Here is a 19,312-nt window from a genome sequence, read left to right on the forward strand (position 1 = left end):
GGCGGGCCAGGAGGTTTTGGTGGAGGCATGTTCGGAAGCAAACCTGATTACAACAAAACCCCCGAAGAGATTGCCAAAATCAATATCAAAAACAACAGGTCAGCCGAAGAGCTGGCCATGAAGCTAAACCGGGAAGCAGGCAGGACTGTTGTTTACCTTGTTCCGACTGCCCAGGCACACAATGCTTTAAGGTCAATGATTTATAATAAAGAGATGCCGGGTATGACTGACCAGGGGGAGGTATTCAAAGATGTTATCGGACATCCCACTGAACCGGTAATTGCCCTGAACGCCTATCTGCATTTTGCAGTCATGTACGGCGTGAGCCCGGTTGGCCTGCCTGTCCCAGGTATACTGAAAAATGCCGGCAAGCCGGAATATCGGGAAGAAAATTTCAATCGTGCCCTGCAGGAGCTGGCCTGGAAAACGGTTATTGATTATCCTCAGAGCGGTTTAAAGGCTCAGGCAGGGGTGACGCAGGGGGAAGGTGAGTATACAGGAATGGAGAAGATACTGATTCCACACAAGTCATGGCAATGCGGGATGGCAGACGGCATACCTGTGCCTGAACAGGGAAAGCCTGTTCTGGTTGCTGATATGAAACTGGATCAGACCTATAATATGGGCAGGACTCCCTATGGAGACAGGGTCGTTTATGTTGTTAAGGGGGGAACAATAACCGGAGAGAAGATAAAAGGTTCAGTGATGTTCGGGGGCCTGGACTTTCAGTTGTCTTTTTCAAACGGCGCAATGGAGGTTGAAGAGATATTCGTATTGCAGGCCGACGATGGTAAGTACATCTACCTGAGGATCGCAGGAGCTGCAGCGGATCCCAGCGATGTAAGGATAGTGCCGGAATTTGAGGCGTCGAGCGCCAGCAGCCATAGCTGGCTGAACACGGGGAAGTTTGCCGGGAGACGTGAGCTGGACCTAAAAGCAGGAACCATGAAGATAAGTATATTTGATGTATCGAAAGTCGCAATGAAGCCGGATGAGGTAAACTCGATCAGGGTATCAAAGCCGTCGGGGTTTCAGGACCAGTCCTGGGACTACCGTAGGGCATCAATGGATGAGAAACAGGGTGAACTCTTGATCAAAGAGAATGTAACCCTGAGCCCGGGCCAGATGGTGGGAGAGACAGGCAGGAGCAACCGCAACATCATCCCCATCACCGGCGGGACAGTCAGCGGAAAGATTGAGGGAAAGGTGCTGGCTGCGGGTGCGGACTACCAGAACCTCTCTAACCCGGCAACGATCGATGCGCGCTATTTGTGGCAGACCAGCGACGGTGAGGTGATCATTGTACGTAATGCCGGAGGGTTTGGAAAACTGGCGCCCACATTTGAGGCGAGGGTGGACAGCAAATACGCATATCTGAACAACGGGCTGTACCTGAGTTCGCCTCCGGGAATGGGTTCGGGTGGTGTATCACTTACCTTTTATGAAAGCGTGAAGTGATCAGGATCAAGGCAAAAAAAGTACCAAAGATAGTAGACTTATAAGCCTTGAAAGATGGTGTGAATTAGTTACAGATTAAAGATTTGATTCTTTGCCCGATTCGTCCACCGCAGTAGCTTGGTACGAACGGTGGATGAGTTGGGAAAAAGGGTTCATCAAGTAAAGACGATATATGAAACTGGCACACACTGGTAAAATCGGGATATTTTATGACCCGCTGCTCAAAGAAGGCTCTTTTAAGGCAAGCCACCTGGAACAGATCAGGGCGGCAGCTCCCGAATCCTATATTGAACGCTGTTATTTATTATCGAAAACTTAATTGGAGAGTGCCTTATGTCAATGAATATTGATATTGGTAAATATGTCTTTAAAAGCGCTGTTGTAACACCTCCTGATAATCTTTTTGGAACTGCACCCAATAATCCTTCCATACTGTACATAAATCAGAATAGAGAGAGTAATTTCAATATTGCCTCGTGGCTTATTACCCACCCATTTACCATGGAAGGGGAGACCTTTTATCACGATTATGACCAGTTCTTGTTTTTCTGCGGATCAGACCCTTTAAACAGGGGTGAACTGGGCGGGGTAGTTGAACTCTATCTGGGTCACGATATGGAACACCTGGAAAAAATAATAATAGAAGAGTCTACCATTATCTTTGTTAAGGCCATGATGCTCCATTGCCCTTTAAGGTTTGTTGAAATATACGACAAGGAAAAGCCCATAATTTTTCAGGACATCACCTTATGCGGGCAGTACAGTAAATTCAAACCGGGCAGTACACAGAGACTGAATGTGGATGGAAAACCGATTGATGATGCAGGAAACCTGATAAAGTAGAAAATTGTTGTTCTAAAACATGTCACCCCTATGGGGCTGATAATTAAAATGATACACATAGTGCTATTAACATGCCACACCTACGGTGCTGTTATTGCTTCTCTATAGCAGTAACACCTAAATGATGGTTAATATTTCACATCTGTGTTGCTATAACATGACATGATTAGAAGTGTTTTATTTAGCCCCGTAGGGGTAGCATCTTAATAGAAAATAGATTATTAGACAAAACAAAGCCCCATCGGGGCGACATGTTAAACAACATTTACACCCACTATAGGAGCAAGCATAATTCATATAAAAGTTTTTTAAAGCCCTGAAGGTTTTAATCTTCAGGGCTCAAAGGCTTCATAGATGCTGATTTAAAAACTAGGGCAGTTCAATCTTCACTGAAACCGGGACACTCATCCAGCGGCTCGCACCGAGCCACGAAAAGGGCGCTCAGCCTCAATGCCCGCCCGTAGCCACAACAAGGAAATTCCCTGGTGCTGCCGCCACTGGCACCCCTTTTTTAATGACATCCTGTTCAGCGAGTAACGTTTTAACGAAGTTACCCGGTTCAGTGGGCCTTCCAAATTCGTCTGTCAGAACCAGGCCTTTAAATTTCTCCAAGGGTACACGGGCCATGTCCCATAACTCCTTTGCATAGCCTGCCTTGGTGGCATCCCCCATCAGACCGGCAGTCACCCTCTGCATCTCTGTAACCACCAGTACCCCTGCATACTGCTCCTCCCACACCTTCTGGCTTTGTGGCCAGATATCCTTGTTGGGCGCAATGCCCGCTGCCAGATTCGCTAATGACCCCATAACACTCATATTCATCTGGTCTATACCAAGCACAGTAACAAGGTTTGTTTCAGGCGGGTAGCCGAGCTGAACACTCACCGGCTCCCATCCCGCGCCAAGGGATGACACATCTTCGGATTCGGCTATTACAATGCCTGCATATGTGCCGGTGTTTCCCGCCAGGTTTGAAGGCTTTATACCTCTCCCGTTTCCGGGGATAACGGAGAGTGCAAGATTTACGGCCCGGCCTATGGAGCCATTGGCAGGGTACCTGTGATTGGGCCCAAATGCATTTGAGGATGAATTGATCCCTATCTTCTTTGCATAGGGGCCGTTCACAATAACAAGGGGGGCCGCAGACCTCATCACGGGCCAGTAGCTGTCCCATTTGACAGAGGTTATGGCCTTTAAGGCCGCGATAATTACAGGCATATATTCCGGTCTGGCGCCTGCCATTGCCGATACAACTGCAATCTTCTCGATAGAAAATTCCGCATTGGATGGCCCCCAGATACCGATTATTGTCTCAGGGGAAATGGGTGTGCCACCCAGCATTGTGTTCACATGTTCCCGGGTGGGCGGGACAAGGGGTAGCCCATCCCCCCAGCCCATTTCAAGGTAAGAGCTGTTGAAACTTTCCTCTGCTTCAAGAAAGGTTTGTTCAGTATAGGTAAAGGCCTCTTCTGAGGGGACCCATTTATCATCTTTAAGAATCATGTGTTGAGGCCTCCAGTTCATCAGCCCCTTTTCAATAAATTGAAATGCCTCAGGGGCCAGCCCCTTTATGCCTTCTGATGTAAAGGTCTCATATTCATTAAAATTGATGCCAGGATAATCTATGTACCCCTTTGAAAGAACTACGCCCATAAAACGCTCTTCGTGGCGTTCGTTATAGAGTGTAACAGTCGGGATACCTTTTTCTTCAAGAGTAATGGCGATGGAACCCATCGCACCGATGCACCCTCATCACCCCCCAAAGCCGACCACAACCCCGTCGGGTTTTTCAGCGATAATTGCATCCACCACCTCATTTTCCGGCATAAACTTCATGGGCAGTTCAGCATAGTGAACAACCTGTGTGTTAGGATATTTTTCTTTGAACATCTTCTCCAGCATATCATAGAGTTCTGCCCCTTTGCCCGCGTACACCTGGTCAGGCGTAGCTGACAGGTACATGGCGATCTTTTTACCCTCAAGTGTGTCCAGACGTGGCGCAAGGACTTTATCCTTTTTTACATGGCCCTGAGGGTTCAGCACTGTCAGGGTAACCTTTGGAGATGCGGCAGGTTTTATATCCATATCACTCTTTTGAGGCGGCTCACTGCCGCATGAATAAAGCATTGCCAGGATTACCAACAGGGTGATAAAAAAACCATTTTTATTCCTCTTCATGATCCCTCCTTTCCTTTAGTTGATAATTTGTTCTTTTCTTTGTTTGTCTTATCTGCCATCCCAATGCCCTGAACCAGGACCTTTTTAGATGGTCAGCCTCAGCCTTTTGCAGCTTTCAGCCTTGCAGCCGTATATAAGATACTCAAAATCAATAATGCTGCCGATATAACAGCAAGAACATCCCAGAAGCTTATAAACATGGCGCCCGCGGCCCCGCCCAGGGCCGATAATATTGGAAGTCATCAGGGGCAGAAGGCTGCAATTAATGCCAGCAGGGATCCGAAAAATCCCATGCCGCTTTTCCTGCCGGATTGTTCAGCGCCCAGTACCCCAATACCGAAAACAAAGAGCGCAATGGATATCATTACCAGGATTGAGAGTATAAACCCTTTAGCCATATCAGACGGTGTTGTGTTCCATATCACCTGCCCGAACAGAAGATGAACCCTGCCGCCTTTGCCTCCCATGAAGATAAATACGGCCAGGTAAAGGGCTGCTGTAATAACCCCGCTTATGATAGCTTTTTTATTTTTCAGGGCATTGCCAGTAATTGAAAGGATCTGTTTCCTGTCCCTGATGATATGCCATTTATAAACTGCTATCCCGACAACGACTGCTGACAGCAGCAGTGCAATACCATTAATTGCAAGTGTCATCATTTTATCTGCAATCCTCTCTTTCTGTCGTTATTGATTATCGGTAGCCCTGAACCAGGGCTATTCACCAGGGCCTTTTCAGTCTCAGAAAAGGTGTTTGAACTCTATGCCTCCATCTCCTATCCTGACACCTGATTTTATCAGTGTGTTGCGAAGGTCTACCCCCTTATTCTCGTTTTTAAGGTGGAAGAATTTTCCATCCCCGGTCTCTGCCCTGAGGATATTAGGCAATACATGCCATTGTATCTCTTTGATCTTCCCCTCTTTAGCCATTGCTATCATTTCATCCAGGTTTACTTCCTCTCCCCAGTTTATAACAGAAGAGCCGTGTGCATCACTGGACCTGTTATCAGGCGTGCTATCTTTTGAAGATTCCCCGCAGGCGGTAAGGGTTAAAATAAGCTGTAACAGGAGCAGGAAAAGGATATATCCGGAGATTTTAAATATCATACGGCGACCCATAGTATAATAAACAGATATTAAGGGACCTTGGAATTTATTGAATATTTGAAGGGTATAGTAAAATCGGGGCAAGTGTCAATAAATCATTTTTCACACAAAGTCACAAAGCTCACAAAGTTAAAAAATATAAAAATGTTATGTAAAGCATTTGATTTACTTAGTGTTCTTTGCACCTCTGTGTGAGCTGTTTCTTTAGGCTTTTGCTTTTCGCCTTAGCTTGTCGCCTGTGCGCTGAAAGCTCTATCAACAGCGCCATAGGTGCGGAATGTTAGCAGCATTCGAATGAAATGCAAGCAGGTGTGAAGAGATAAAGGTAATAGTAAAAAATAAATTTATTACTATTTGTTCTTGACAGTAACAGGTCGATCATATATTTCTGTTTTTGTTTTTAACAGGCAGATAATTACCGATAACGTTTTTCATAATTCCTTGGGAGGGGGGTTTTACTTCGGCAATCTATCCTAGCTCCTGAGAAGTCTTTTTTAGTTTATCGATTTACAACATTTTTTTTAAAAGAGCGTGCTGAAAATATTTTGAATTCAAAATAGTTATAAGAATTCAAGTATTCAAAATCTATATTTTAAAGGAAAGGAGTGTTATTATATAAGATGAAAAAAAATATTTTTAAAAAATACCTAATGTTGTTTTTATTTATATGTTGCACCATTTTGCCTGCAACAGTTGCTTATGCAGAGGTATGCTGCGATTCATCCACGGCAAATACATGTATCATGTCTTCTGGTAAAATATGGAATCCGACAACTTGCACATGCAGTTGTAATCCTGCTATTGAAGCCCAATGTATAGCACAGAATAGAGTCTTTAATTCATCATCATGCACCTGTGAAGGGTGTAATTCTTCAATAGCAGCTTATTGCAGCAGCATAGGGCGAGTTGTAGATCCCTATAACTGCCAATGCGGAGGTTGCGATTCTATGTTAGCAAATCAATGTGTTGCACAGCAAGGTATTTGGAATCCATCCAACTGCACATGTGAAATTGTATCAAATCCATGTGCTCCGCAATATCAAATTGCTTATGTATATTCCTTCCCCCTCACAATGAGTCAATGTTGTGCTCCTGGACTTAGATGTACTTTCTTGTATACGCAATATGAAATTTTTATTTACGGATATAATAATATTTTTTGCGGTATGGGAAACGGCTATATAATAGAAAATGGATATTACTCAGTTCCAGATATGAGTTGTCCTTGCTATTAACCTAAAATAATATTTATTAAAAGGTAGGTTTAGGAGGTGCTATTAATATGTATAAAAACAGTAAGTTGGATAAACTGATACTCACGCTATGTATTGTTATGAGCCTTTCAGCTATATGCATTGGGACTTCTATAGCATCAAATGGGGAGAAGGCTGAAGATAAAGTGAGTACATTAAATGCTCATGAGGGAGAATACTACAAAAAATTTCTACCAAAGGGGAAATTATATATGCAGGCAAAGGCGTTGATAGATAGGAGCGGGAGACAAGTTGCGACCATTGCCTTTAAGTTAAACGATGGGACCATTGTCCCCAATATTCAAACATTAATCAGGTATTCTGAGGATATTATTATAGGTAAAATCATTGAGAACAAGAGTTACCTTGATGATAATGAAGAAATTTATACAGTATCCAAGGTATTTGTCCAAGAAGCTGCAAAAGGAGATATTGTTAGCGGTAGTGTCATCAAAATCAGAAGGCAGGGTGGAAGCTGGGGATATGCAGATGGAGTATTTGTGACTAAGGTACCAGTTGATGCCAGATTATTAGACAATGATAAAAACTACATCATCTTTCTTAATAAAGGAGATGATGATCAATATTATGATCTTTCTGCAGGGGTACAAAGTATATACGGAATGGATTTCAGTTCAAATTCTATATTCCCCATAAATTTGAATAGAAATGATCCGATGGTCAGGAGATATTCAAACGCTTTGATAACTGACTTTCTTGTAGTGCTTCATAAAGCTGTTGAAAATGAGAAAATCATTACTGTGAAATAGAGACAATGAATCAATTTAGGGGCTCCATCTATTTGCCAAACTCTGTGAGGAGAAAATAATATGTTTAAAAAAAGATCATTCTGGAAAGTGTTCAAGTGTATCATTTTAGTAATGATAATTAGTTGCCTGTCAATTTCCATGTCGGCAGAAGAAAAGAAAAGGAAAGAACCACATAATCTAAAAAACTCCATTGAATTACGTGTTGAACATTCATGGGATATGGACAGTAAAATATTGGATATATATGCAAGATTAGTTAGATATCAGACAGCCGAACAAGATAATTATAATAATGAGAATAATTTAAATGTAAGGGAAAAGGATTATTTAAAAGTAAGTATCACAGATATGCGATATACAACTCAGAACGTATATAATGAATTTATTAAAAAAAGGCATGGCAAGTATTTGGAACTGGATCGGATAGAAAAATGCGTTAACAATGATGATATCTGTTCTTTAATGTATCAGGTACAATGGTCTGATAGTATCGATGTTAAAGATAGTACCTTTAATAAGGATTTTGGAAAAAAGGCATTTTATCTAGAGTACTTTGTAAAGGTACAATTCGATGATGAAGAAATTTCATACAAAGCATTCGCAGTCTATCCTCAATACGATTTAAAAGCTCTTCCAATAATAATTGACCCTGTTATTCCACAAATTAATATTCTAGCAAATGATAAACTTCCTCCAGTAAGCTCACCATGGTACGACTATATATCCGGATCACATTATTGGAAAATGCAGAAAAATATAAAAGAAAGGATAATTAAAAACGAACCTATGGTTCCTAACGATGCTCCAATAGGTCATCTACCGGGTGATGAAGTAAATGAAAGCATTGAACTAGATCGCGAATTCTATAATTCTTTTAGAAATAAATAATGTTACTAAATACAAGATTTTGAATTTGTAAGTTTACAGCAAAAAATCGAATTTATGATGAGGGGAAAAATGACTAAAATAAAAAAGAAAATGATTCTAGGCACTGTGATAATTGTCTTATTGATAGGTTGTGGCATATACATATATGCTCAGTGTGTTGGTCCTGTTTATCAAAGTTCTCCATGGGATACTTATGATGTCAGGATTAATAATAACTGTTATAGCTACGCATTTAACACGATGAAAAGTACATTCCCACATTCTCCTGGATATGGATCAGGTTTTGATGAATGCTTCCCATTTGATGCAACTGATTGTTGTTTGAAAGATGAAGGTGAAATGGTCAGTCGCGTATTGGCTGATATGAAAAAAAAATTGACTTTGAATATAAGTCTTAGTTCAGCATCGGGAAGTTGTCTAACGGGGGGAACTAAAGTATATATGGCTATTAAACCATATGATCCAAATAATCCATCTATTCCTGGCGATGTTCACTTTTATCGGCAGGATGGACCAGGGGGTGAATGGTCTCATAAGCGAGGTTCAAGTTTTGCTATAAATTATTATGATTATGATGACTGGCGAGATATAACCGATCCTGAAGATGCTGCAGCCTCACTAGGTTATACAGTTGGAGGTACATATTTCTGTTATTGTGCAGGTACTACAGAGCAGGGGGCTACAGGCGCTCCGATACAATAAAATCTCTATTATTGTTATTATTCGGTTTTGATAATAACCCGTTTTAGTATCGGTATACAAAATTAATATTTGAATAAAGCAAAGACACTGAGTTTATTATTCGATAATAAATATATAAGAAAGGAAGAAAAAATGATGAATAACAGATATATAAAAAGTATTTTATTAACAGTTATAACCCTTATATTAACTTCACAGGTAAGTATAGCCTCCAATCAAGTAAAATGGGAGGTTATGATCAGTCTATACTCTGGAGTTAAGAATCCAAATTACCAATTAAATAATGATGAGGTAAATAATCTGAGAAATATGATTGATACAGAGATGAAAAATACCACAAGAATTGCATCTGATGATAAAGAGAAACACCAAGGCAGACTGATAGAATATAAGCAATATCATAAATCAAATTATATGGGCATTTCAGTTAGCGCTAGAGATAGTTCAAATGAACTTATTGAAGCTTATGATATTAATGGAAAATATATACGTATATATTCTGAGGGAGGAATTTCATCAAAATTATTTAAGATGAAGAATAATAATATTGAGGGATATTTAATCCAACTAGCAAATGAAAAAGGAGCCACTATTGAGAAAGAACAAAATTTATTAAAAAGTGACATAAATAAAAGAGAGAAACGTAACTAATGAAAATATCTGGAAACATGTTAAAAACTTCTCACATTTAATGAAAAACAGGGGGTAAAAATGATCAAACTAATTATATTTGGTATCATCTCGATATTGTTTATTACACCAATAAATGCCAAGGATTGTTCAAGAGGCGATTTAAAAAAATATGCGAATTTATATTTTAATGCACAGAAGGCGGGAGAGCCAAGTCTTTTGCCTATAAATAATTCAACTGTATTCAATCAGAACAAACAGGAGATAAGTTCTACAGAAAGTATCTTAAATACAGCATTACCAATCTCATTCCAACGGAACTTTTATGACACTGAAACATGTACAGTATTCGCTGAAGTTATTGTTGATGACGATATTAATCCGTATGTCATAGATATTAAAATTCAAGTGAAAGATGATATGGTTACAAAGATCGCTGCAATAGTGACGACCGACGGTGATTGGGAATTTGATGCTAAAGGATTTTTAGAAGCAGCAAAAAAAGAAGACTGGAGTGAACATAATCCAAACAGGATAGGAAGAGATGGATTAATAAAAGCGGCTGATGCATATTTTGATTATTTCACATATGAGAAGATAGATGTTCCATGGGGTAACCCTTGCGCCCACCTTGAGGGAGGGAAAAAATATTCAGGAAACGACACCAACCCAAGCTGCAAAGCTGTTCTTGCTAATTACGCACTGGACAATGTTGAGCGGGAATACTTTGTTGATGAGAAAAGTGGGGTGGTAAATGTATTCTGTTATTTTGGAAAAACAGACTCAAGTGCCCAATATGGCGCATACCATGGAAACCCTGATTCACATACTTTTTACATTGTCAACGGAAAATTAAGATATATCCACTCCTTAACGGTTATTGAGCAAGCACGCCAGGAGGAGATTATAAGAATGATGAACGCTGAAGAATAACCAAAATTAGGTATGTAAATAAAGTTGATATTTTATATATTACCATTTGAATTTTAAATATTTATTATTAATAATAATGAACTAATCGGATATGCTGATTGGAATTTATTTGAGATGAAAGATACTAAACGGTTCTCTGGATGTATTTACAAGCAGTGAGAGCCATTTAGTATCTTTACTTAATTCAGGAAAAAATGTGGCAGTATTGAATTCATCGATTAAAATCATGTTTTATTCTTAACGTTCTATAGCTAACAATTAAAATAAATATTCGTTATCCATAAGAAATTGATTGAGAAAGGAAAGTTAATCATGTTGTATAAATTTGGAACAATCTTGATTGTGATGCTGTTATTGCTAGGTGTACACAACATTGTTATTGCAAAAGATATTACACCTGAACTAAAAAAGGAATTAGATGAAATAAAGGAGGGGCAAAAAGCTTTGCATGAAGAAATAAAGTTTATAAAAGATATGCTCCTTAAAGGTAATAATCCAACAATGCCGGTCCCATCGAGAGCCATTGTTTATAATGTTGAGTTTGAACTTGGGGATAATCCGGTGATTGGTAACGAATCAGCGCCATTAGTAGTAATTGAATTTTCCGATTATCAATGCTCGTTTTGTGCCCGACATACAAAAGAGACATATCCTGATATTTTTGAAAAATATATAAAAACAGGAAAACTACGTTATGTTTTTATGGATAAACCACTTCCCGGTCATAATATGGCAAATGAAGCTGTTGGAGCTGCCTATTGTGCTTCCAAACAAGGTAAGTTTATAGAAATGCATAATGAAATGATGTCTAACCAGGACGCAATTAACGATCTTACATCACTTGCAACCTCTATTGATCTTGATATAAATCAATTTAAAAATTGTATGGCAAGCAAAGATTATAATGAAAAATTAGCTAAAAACCTTGAATTAGCTTCAAAGCTGCAAATATCAGGTGTTCCATGTTTTGTTCTTGCTTCAAAAGATCACTCTAACCCACAAAAAGTAAAAGGAATATCTTTTATACAAGGAGCTTTGCCATTAGCCAATTTTCAAATGGTTATAGATACGGTTTTGGCAGACTTAAATAAAAATAAAATATAGAGCATTGTGATTTTAATAGAATAGAAAATAAGTATAAAGCGACTATATACAAGCAAATTATATATTTATTTTTTAAAAAATTGGAGGTTTGAATAATGTTTGTATCCAAGGTTTTGCGGACAGTGCCTGTTTTTTTTATTGCTCTTTTCGTAATATTTATTGGCACAGCCTCGGCTAAAGACAGCTTTTCCACGAGAGCAAATCTAAAAAGCCTTGCAAATAAATATTTTGATGCCCTTGCAGCAAATGACCCTTCATTGATGCCCTTTTCTCCTGATGTAAAATACACGGAGAACGGAGTGGAAACCAAGGTAGGTAATGGGCTCTGGAAAACAGCTGGCAAAGTACTAATGACTCGTCATCTCATAGATACATATAATTGCGGTACACACACACAGGCAGTTATAGAAGAAAAGAATAAAGAAGGAAAATTTCGACCGATACTTATGGGAGTCAGGCTTCAGTATGAAAACGAAAAGATCACTGAAATAGAATCGATTATTGCACGCGAAAAGGAATTTGCTATGAAACATACTCCACGTGGAGGAGCTATTGCTGTATTAGAAACAAAAGATCAGGATTGGGAAGGAATTCTCCCAATTGAAGAACGTAGTTCACGTCTAGCAATGATAGCCGCAGCCGATGATTACTTTGATATGTTCACCAGAAAGCCTATATATGGTACCCCATTTGCCAAACCCTGCCACCGCTGGGAAAATGGGTATATGACAACAAAAGGTGGCTTTTTTGAAGGAAAAGAATATATCCCAGGTGATTGCTCGCCTAAAGGGCTTGTTATTAAGCACAAGCCCAGACGTATCCCGCTGGTTGATGTTGAGGCTGGGGTTGTGGTTGCCTATGTACATTTTGTTACTCTTCCCGACTTCCATATGTTCAAGATGAGAAATGGTAAAGTAGAATTGATCCAGGCTGTTATCGGGCATGCTTCAGAATCCATGGGCTGGGCAATAGAGCCTATCTGTAAAGAGTGAGATTTAAATATTTATTGCGAAGCACCGGGTTTAATACCCCGCCCCTTGGGGGCGTACGATGCTTTTTAGGTACCCCGTTGTTTACGGTGGGGTAGTTCATTTTTAAAGATTACTGTTGGAAAGGGCGAAACGCAAAGTTACTTTAAGTAGTTACCTTTGTGACTTTGTGCCTTTGTGTGAGATTCTTCTTTTTTACGAAAACATCAATTTTATTTTTAAATCCTGATTGAGATTAGCATTATATATGCATCATCCTTTATCAGCCCCATCGGGGCAGCATGTTAAACAACATCATAATTATACTATTTGATATTAAAAAATATATTTAGTATATCCATATACAAAACAAGATAGCTCAATCAAAACAAGGAGATCATATTATGAAAATAGTAATTATCTTTCTGCTTGCATGTGTATTGTCGACTCTGGTTTCATGCAGTAAATCAAACCCCGTGCTGAACATTGAGGGAGGTCAGGTCGTTGGTGTTGAGACACCGACAAAGGGGGTTACAAGTTTTAAGGGGATTCCATTTGCTGCACCCCCTGTGGGTGAACTGCGGTGGAAAGAACCTCAGCCTGTTGTCCCCTGGCAGGGTGTAAAGGTGGCAGATAAATATGGTGATGCTGCCTCGCAGGTTACATGGGACCCCAATAGTTTTTACGGCAAGGAATGGCAGGCAAGCGGTTCTGTGCCCTTCACCGAAGACTGCCTCTATCTGAATGTCTGGACCCCCGCAGCAGGAGAGACCAATAAAAAACTGCCTGTTGCCATGTGGATACACGGTGGCGGCTATCGTGAGGGATTTGCATTTGAACCTGAAATGGATGGCGGTGAATACTGGGCCTCCAAGGGTGTTATCCTGGTTAGTGTCACTTACCGCCTTGGGGTTATCGGCTTTTTCTCTCATCCGCTGTTATCGGCTGAAAGCCCGAATGGAGTTTCAGGAAATTACGGGGTAATGGATCAGGCTGCCGCATTAAAATGGATTCATAACAACATAGAACAGTTTGGCGGTGACCCTGATAACATCACTGTTTTCGGTCAGAGCGCTGGCGCAGGCAGTGTTCAGACCCTGTGCGCCTCGCCGAAGTCAAGAGACCTGATCAAAAAGGCTATCAGCATGAGCGGCGGCGGGTTGGGAAACATGGGAATGGGAATGCGAATGATGTCTTTTGATGAGATCCAGAATGCAAACAAGGCAATGATGGACCATTTTAACAAGACCACACTCGAAGAGATGCGGGCGCTTTCATTTGATGAACTCACAAAAATGGCAAATGAATACGGGCAGGCTACAGGGGCACGGCTCTTCTATGGGCCTGTGGTTGAAAATTATTTCTTAATAAAGAGCTTCAATGATGCGGCCCTTGCAAATGAGATACCTGATATCCCCTATATGTTTGGTTTTACCGCAAACGACCTCAGTGATATGACCGAGGCTATTCAAAAGTTCTGCGCACTTCGTGCTGAAAAAAGTAAAAAGCCTGCATATGCATATCTGTTTGCGCGTCAATTACCGGGTGATGAAAACGGGGCCTTCCACTCAGCGGATCTGTGGTATGTTTTTAATTCCTTAAAACACAGTTGGCGTCCATTCACCGCAGGAGATAAAGAGTTAAGCGCCAAAATTGTGGAGTGCTGGACCAACTTTGCCAAGTATGGTGATCCCAACGGCAAGGAGGGTGGCATGTGGACCCCTTATACTGCTGAGGTCCCTGAATTTATGGTATTTGATGCAGATGAAAACAGGGCCTTTTTAAAGATGACCAAAACCCCCGAATATAAGGGCAGTAAATTTGACTGGTTTGCACCTCCCCCTGCCCCTGCACAAAAACAATAGGCCTCAAAAACAGGCCCGGAATAAAATACCCGGGCCTGTCAATTTTTTTCTATGAAGGAGCGCTATTGTGTTACGAAGAGTTACAGTTGAAAATGGTATTGTTGAAGGTTTACCAGCCGCTGATCCGCGAATCACATCCTTTAAAGGCATCCCCTTTGCCGCCCCTCCGGTAGGCAGGAACCGCTGGAGAGCGCCCCAGCCGGCTCATGATTGGGACGGTGTTTTATATGCGTACAAATTTGTCCCCATCTCCATGCAGCATATCCCAGGTGAAGACCCTGAGATTATCTATACAAGAGAATGGAATGTGGACCAATCAATTGAGATGGATGAGGATTCCCTACATCTTAATGTATGGACACCCGCTAAAAGCGCAAACGAAAAGCTGCCCGTGTTTGTCTGGTATTTTGGGGGCGCCCTCCATGAAGGAAACACCGCAGAGATGGAATTTGACGGTGAGCGTATTGCAAGACGCGGGATAGTTGTTGTCACTGTCAACTACAGGCTGAATGTATTCGGCTTTCTATGCCATCCGGAAATCACAGCAGAAAATCCTGAAGCGCCTGCAAACTTCGGGCACCTGGACCAGCAGTATGCTACCCGCTGGGTGCAGCGCAATATTGCCGCCTTTGGAGGTGATCCAGGCAACATCACCATTGGCGGACAGTCGGCAGGGGGCGTGAGTGTTATGGCACAGGTGACTTCACCTCAAAATAAGGGCCTGTTTCAGAAGGCTATCTGTGACAGCGGCCTGATATTTTCCGCCTATCCCGGCAATTTTGTCATCCCTGATAAAAGTTTATCACTTGCTGAGCAGGAGGGCGTGGAATTCTTCAAGTTCCTGGGTGTATCCTCACTGGAGGAGGCCCGCAGACTGGATGCAGTATTCCTCCGTGACAAGATGATGGAGTACAAGGCAATGTGGGGCACTGTAATAGACGGAAAATTCTGCTGCGGAAACCTGAATGAACTGTACATGGCAAATAAATGTCAACAGGTTCCCATGATGTTCGGCCATACAGCCACTGAATTCCAGAACCGGCCAATAGTCAAAACGGTTAACGAGTTCATTGCCTTTGCAAAAGATACATATGGTGAAGATGCTGAGGAGTTTCTTAAGCTCTGTGCCTCCTCAACCGGTAGCATTTCAGAGATGCTCTATAAGGCCACTCGCTGCCATATGGAGCTGGGGATCAGGTTACTGGGCAGGGCAAGGGCCAGGACAGGTGAAAATACGCCGATTTATTACTGGGTATTTAACCCGGATATCCCGGGCTGGGATAATCCCGGGTCATTCCATTCTTCGGACCTCTGGTTCTTCTTCGAGACACTGGCCAAATGCTGGCGTCCCTTTACCGGTAAACATTATGACCTTGCACGCAAGATGTGCAACTACTGGTCTAACTTTATCCGCTCAGGCAACCCTAACGGCAAAGATGCTGACGGCAGCGATATGCCGCTGTGGAAGCCCTTTACTGAGGATGATCCCAACAGGATATGGTTCTGCGACCATGTTTACCCCGATAATAAAGAGCCGGACGATCTGGTGAAGTTTCTGATTAAGCAATATTTGTAAAGGAGAACAGGATCATGATTAAAAAACACTTGATGAAAGATTTAACATTGATATTCGCTTTAATTATTTTTACAGGTTTTGTTTCTGCACTCGACTATTCAGGCAGACAGAAAAATGCCTCTTCTTTTGAAACCCTGGAGGAGGCCCGCATAAGCGGCCCCATAGCTGTAGCAACCCTTGAAGGCAACAGTGGTAGAAAATTCAAATCCCACCCGGTTCTTGATGGTTATCCCGAAGGGACAACCTTTATCTACCGATCACCAAACCTGTACGGCGGACGCGCAGCCGCCCGTCTGAATACGGATATACTGGTATTTGTGGAAAAATCCTTTAAAAATAAAGATGATGCAAAAAATTATCTTGAAGACCTGGGGCTGATCAAGATCATAGATGAAGCTATTGGCAGCGTGATCCTTGTTACACCTGCGGATGGAAAGACATTTAATTCCAATGATCAAAAATTCTATTATGCCCTGCAGACAGCTATTTTCGCACAGAAAGCCGGTGAAGGGCAAAGCGGCCCCTGGGACAGGGGCGGGACCAGTTACAGTGATGCGGAGTATTTCGGCGGCTTTGGATATACCTATGTAATCGGTATTGACGGCGGTGCGACATATCTTAATGATTACATTGCAGGCACACTTGACTATGTAAGCAGGATTGCCGGAATGCTTCTGATCAACGGCAACATGGGAGTCGGTCGAAATGTGGCAGGGCTTGTTCCGGTTTACCTCGTGAATGCCCCGGACACGGTGATTGAAGAATATAAAAAAGCCAACCAGACGAACGCATATTCTGCCACACCTGATCAAAAAATCTATTTTGATCAGGCATTACCATTAAAAAAGGTAGTCGTGACCCGGAAGGAAAACCCCGATATAAAAGCTATCATCAAAGACGCCTATTACAATCTGTTTATTAAAGCCATGCGTGTGCCAGTGGGAATATCCGGCCTGCACAGCGCATCAACTCCCTATCAGGGCTACGGTATGGATCAGGCTCCATTATCGCTGTGCGAGAGAAATGCCGTCATTAACAATGTTACTAAAGATGGAATTCATGTAATCGGCCATTCTGAAAAGCGGTTCAATACAGTGAAAACCGCCAACGGTGAATATTTGCAGACCTGGTTTGAATATCTGCCTGAAGAGGTGCTGAATCATAAAGCCCCGGCTGGAACAGTGCCCCTGATCCTTGCTAATCACGGAGGCGGAGATGATCCGCGTCAGTTTATCGAGGAAATCGGTCTGCTTCCCCTGGCTGGTGCAGAACGGTTTGCAATGGTTGCTCCTGAACATCAGAGTATCGGGCAAATACTGACAGAATCACTTCCTCTTCTGATCGAATACATGCTCAAAACCTATCCGGCGCTGGATCCATCACGCGTGTATGTGACCGGCTACTCCATGGGAGGAGCAGCCACTCTGCGTGCGATTAACGGAAAACCTTCATTATTTGCCGCAGCTGTGCCTATGGCAGCTGCCGGATACACCGGCACTCCAGAGGAGGCTGCAAAATTACAGAAGGCGCGAATGCCAATAATGTTCACCACCTCTTCCTTTGATCTGGGCGGGGCGTTCGATCAGGCAAATGGGACCATCGCGGCAGGATATCAAACACTGCTCAACCTTTTTCTCGGTTATAACGGCATGAAAACGATTGCGCCTTTTGATTTTAAGACCTGGCCTGTCAACGGTTTTAAAGCGGATTACATGATAAAGGTTAAAGTGAACGGTGAATACGACAACACCTCATGGATGCTGAATGATAAAAATAATATTCCAATGGTCGCGGTCATTTACACAATGAACCTTAAGCATGCCCTTTATCCTGAATACGGTAAGATCGCCTGGGATTTCTTCAGCCATTATTCCCGTGATCAGAAGTCGGGTGAAATAATATATAATCCCTATGGAGGTAAATAGGGTACGTACATGAGATTGGGGGAGGGATAAAAAGGTGAAAATAATTGCTTGAATTATCTTTTTACCCACTTCCCCTACTCCATATGTCATCTGAACGTTTCAACGCGGGAGTTGTATCTGTCAGGCAGAAAAAGAGGATACAGAGCAGGTATGTGATTGTGGCTAAAAAGCCAGCCTGAAGCCTTGCAGGCTATAAGATACCATGAACCGCGAAACACATCCGCCGTCGCTGAAGCTTCCGTCTTCACTGAAAGTTATGACGCGACAAGATGGCGGGACAGGCAGCGAAAGACGCGAAAAAAACGGTATAAAAATTTTCAACACTCCGGATCGCGTAGTTTGGCTATATAACCGCGGATCTTACTGCTTTTTCTAAAAGCCTACAGGCTAAAATGCTTCTATGGCCCGGCATAGCCTCGGCGACGACGGCAGCCTATTTTTCTCCTTTGAGCTTTCAGCCTTGAGCTTTTAGCTCTTTTCTCCTTTCTTTCCCTAACATTCTAAAGCCTGACCCCTGACCTCTGATCTCTGACTTCCGGCTTCTGACCTCTATCTTTATTCTTGCCTTTTCAATAAATTAATTTTAAACCTAGCCCATTATATTTTTTTGGGTATAGTGAATTACTGCCTTACAAGTTTTTTGATTTATACGCATTGTCGATTTGAGAACGACGATGATTTATACACATTGCGTACCAAGCAAAACCGCCAAAGAAGTTAAAAGCCCTCTGGATTTCTGACTTCTTTGGCATGGTTTATGCTTTTATAGTTAATAACGAATTTAACCTTATTAGCGGGACGATTCCGTTCAGCTAATAACTTGTTGGGCTGAAAGATATAATATGGGATTACTAAATATTTTCAAAAAAAAGGACAAACAGGACTCCCCTTCTAAAAATAATATTCATCTCAAAAACAAACAGTTTGCCCCGAAGCAACAATTTAAGGTTGGTCAAACTATCGCAGGTGAATACACCGTAAAGGACGTAAATCAATCGGTGTCAGGTCTACACATTTGACAGTCTCAGATCAATAATAAGTTTATCAATTTTCTTCTTAAGTTTTTTATTATCAGCAAGTTGTTTTCTTAAGCGACCGCTTGCCTGTGACACC

16 protein-coding genes and 1 pseudogene are annotated in these 19,312 nt (G+C 41.8%); 13 read left to right on the forward strand and 4 right to left on the reverse strand.

Annotation, left to right across the window (positions count from 1 at the left end):
- Positions 1 to 195 precede the first annotated feature (195 nt).
- Together GX654_00360 and GX654_00365 are read left to right on the forward strand one after the other, a co-directional pair.
- Positions 196 to 1,458 carry a DUF3237 domain-containing protein gene (locus GX654_00360; GenBank protein NLD35304.1) on the forward strand — a complete coding sequence of 421 codons (1,263 nt, stop codon included), beginning with the start codon at positions 196 to 198 and terminating at the stop codon, positions 1,456 to 1,458.
- A 333-nt stretch (positions 1,459 to 1,791) separates the two neighbouring features.
- Positions 1,792 to 2,301: a hypothetical protein gene (locus tag GX654_00365; protein ID NLD35305.1), complete on the forward strand. Its 510-nt coding sequence runs from the start codon at positions 1,792 to 1,794 to the stop codon at positions 2,299 to 2,301.
- A gap of 447 nt (positions 2,302 to 2,748) precedes the next feature.
- Here the strand turns inward: GX654_00365 and GX654_00370 are convergent, their stop codons facing one another.
- The 4 genes from GX654_00370 to GX654_00385 form a co-directional block, all read right to left on the reverse strand.
- Complete coding sequence (locus GX654_00370; GenBank protein NLD35306.1) at positions 2,749 to 4,035, reverse strand: hypothetical protein; 1,287 nt, start codon at positions 4,033 to 4,035, stop codon at positions 2,749 to 2,751.
- Positions 4,036 to 4,053: 18 nt separating this feature from the next.
- Positions 4,054 to 4,479 (reverse strand): hypothetical protein, encoded by a 426-nt coding sequence (locus GX654_00375; protein NLD35307.1) that lies wholly within the window; start codon positions 4,477 to 4,479, stop codon positions 4,054 to 4,056.
- A gap of 242 nt (positions 4,480 to 4,721) precedes the next feature.
- Positions 4,722 to 5,138, reverse strand: a complete 417-nt coding sequence (locus GX654_00380; protein NLD35308.1) for a hypothetical protein — start codon at positions 5,136 to 5,138, stop codon at positions 4,722 to 4,724.
- Positions 5,139 to 5,219: 81 nt separating this feature from the next.
- Positions 5,220 to 5,585 carry a hypothetical protein gene (locus GX654_00385; GenBank protein ID NLD35309.1) on the reverse strand — a complete coding sequence of 122 codons (366 nt, stop codon included), beginning with the start codon at positions 5,583 to 5,585 and terminating at the stop codon, positions 5,220 to 5,222.
- A 1,282-nt stretch (positions 5,586 to 6,867) separates the two neighbouring features.
- Here GX654_00385 and GX654_00390 point away from each other — a divergent pair.
- The 11 genes and pseudogenes from GX654_00390 (at position 6,868) to GX654_00440 (ending at position 18,939) form a co-directional block, all read left to right on the forward strand.
- Positions 6,868 to 7,608: a hypothetical protein gene (locus tag GX654_00390; GenBank protein ID NLD35310.1), complete on the forward strand. Its 741-nt coding sequence runs from the start codon at positions 6,868 to 6,870 to the stop codon at positions 7,606 to 7,608.
- 60 nt (positions 7,609 to 7,668) lie between these two features.
- Positions 7,669 to 8,496, forward strand: a complete 828-nt coding sequence (locus GX654_00395; protein ID NLD35311.1) for a hypothetical protein — start codon at positions 7,669 to 7,671, stop codon at positions 8,494 to 8,496.
- 69 nt (positions 8,497 to 8,565) lie between these two features.
- Positions 8,566 to 9,198 (forward strand): hypothetical protein, encoded by a 633-nt coding sequence (locus GX654_00400; protein NLD35312.1) that lies wholly within the window; start codon positions 8,566 to 8,568, stop codon positions 9,196 to 9,198.
- Positions 9,199 to 9,330: 132 nt separating this feature from the next.
- Complete coding sequence (locus GX654_00405; GenBank protein ID NLD35313.1) at positions 9,331 to 9,849, forward strand: hypothetical protein; 519 nt, start codon at positions 9,331 to 9,333, stop codon at positions 9,847 to 9,849.
- Between the two features lie 60 nt (positions 9,850 to 9,909).
- Positions 9,910 to 10,761, forward strand: a complete 852-nt coding sequence (locus tag GX654_00410; protein ID NLD35314.1) for a hypothetical protein — start codon at positions 9,910 to 9,912, stop codon at positions 10,759 to 10,761.
- A gap of 312 nt (positions 10,762 to 11,073) precedes the next feature.
- The gene (locus GX654_00415) at positions 11,074 to 11,865 is read left to right on the forward strand and encodes a thioredoxin domain-containing protein (GenBank protein ID NLD35315.1); all 792 of its coding nucleotides are present in this window, start codon (positions 11,074 to 11,076) and stop codon (positions 11,863 to 11,865) included.
- A 95-nt stretch (positions 11,866 to 11,960) separates the two neighbouring features.
- The gene (locus tag GX654_00420) at positions 11,961 to 12,857 is read left to right on the forward strand and encodes a hypothetical protein (GenBank protein NLD35316.1); all 897 of its coding nucleotides are present in this window, start codon (positions 11,961 to 11,963) and stop codon (positions 12,855 to 12,857) included.
- A gap of 386 nt (positions 12,858 to 13,243) precedes the next feature.
- Positions 13,244 to 14,698 carry a carboxylesterase family protein gene (locus GX654_00425; GenBank protein ID NLD35317.1) on the forward strand — a complete coding sequence of 485 codons (1,455 nt, stop codon included), beginning with the start codon at positions 13,244 to 13,246 and terminating at the stop codon, positions 14,696 to 14,698.
- A 67-nt stretch (positions 14,699 to 14,765) separates the two neighbouring features.
- Positions 14,766 to 16,274 (forward strand): carboxylesterase family protein, encoded by a 1,509-nt coding sequence (locus GX654_00430; protein NLD35318.1) that lies wholly within the window; start codon positions 14,766 to 14,768, stop codon positions 16,272 to 16,274.
- Between the two features lie 14 nt (positions 16,275 to 16,288).
- Positions 16,289 to 18,199, forward strand: coding sequence for a prolyl oligopeptidase family serine peptidase (locus GX654_00435; protein NLD35319.1), 1,911 nt, complete (start codon positions 16,289 to 16,291; stop codon positions 18,197 to 18,199).
- A 662-nt stretch (positions 18,200 to 18,861) separates the two neighbouring features.
- Positions 18,862 to 18,939 (forward strand): annotated as a pseudogene (locus tag GX654_00440) (integrase).
- Positions 18,940 to 19,312 lie beyond the last annotated feature (373 nt).

This window comes from Desulfatiglans sp. (assembly GCA_012513605.1).
Taxonomy (GTDB): domain Bacteria; phylum Desulfobacterota; class DSM-4660; order Desulfatiglandales; family HGW-15; genus JAAZBV01.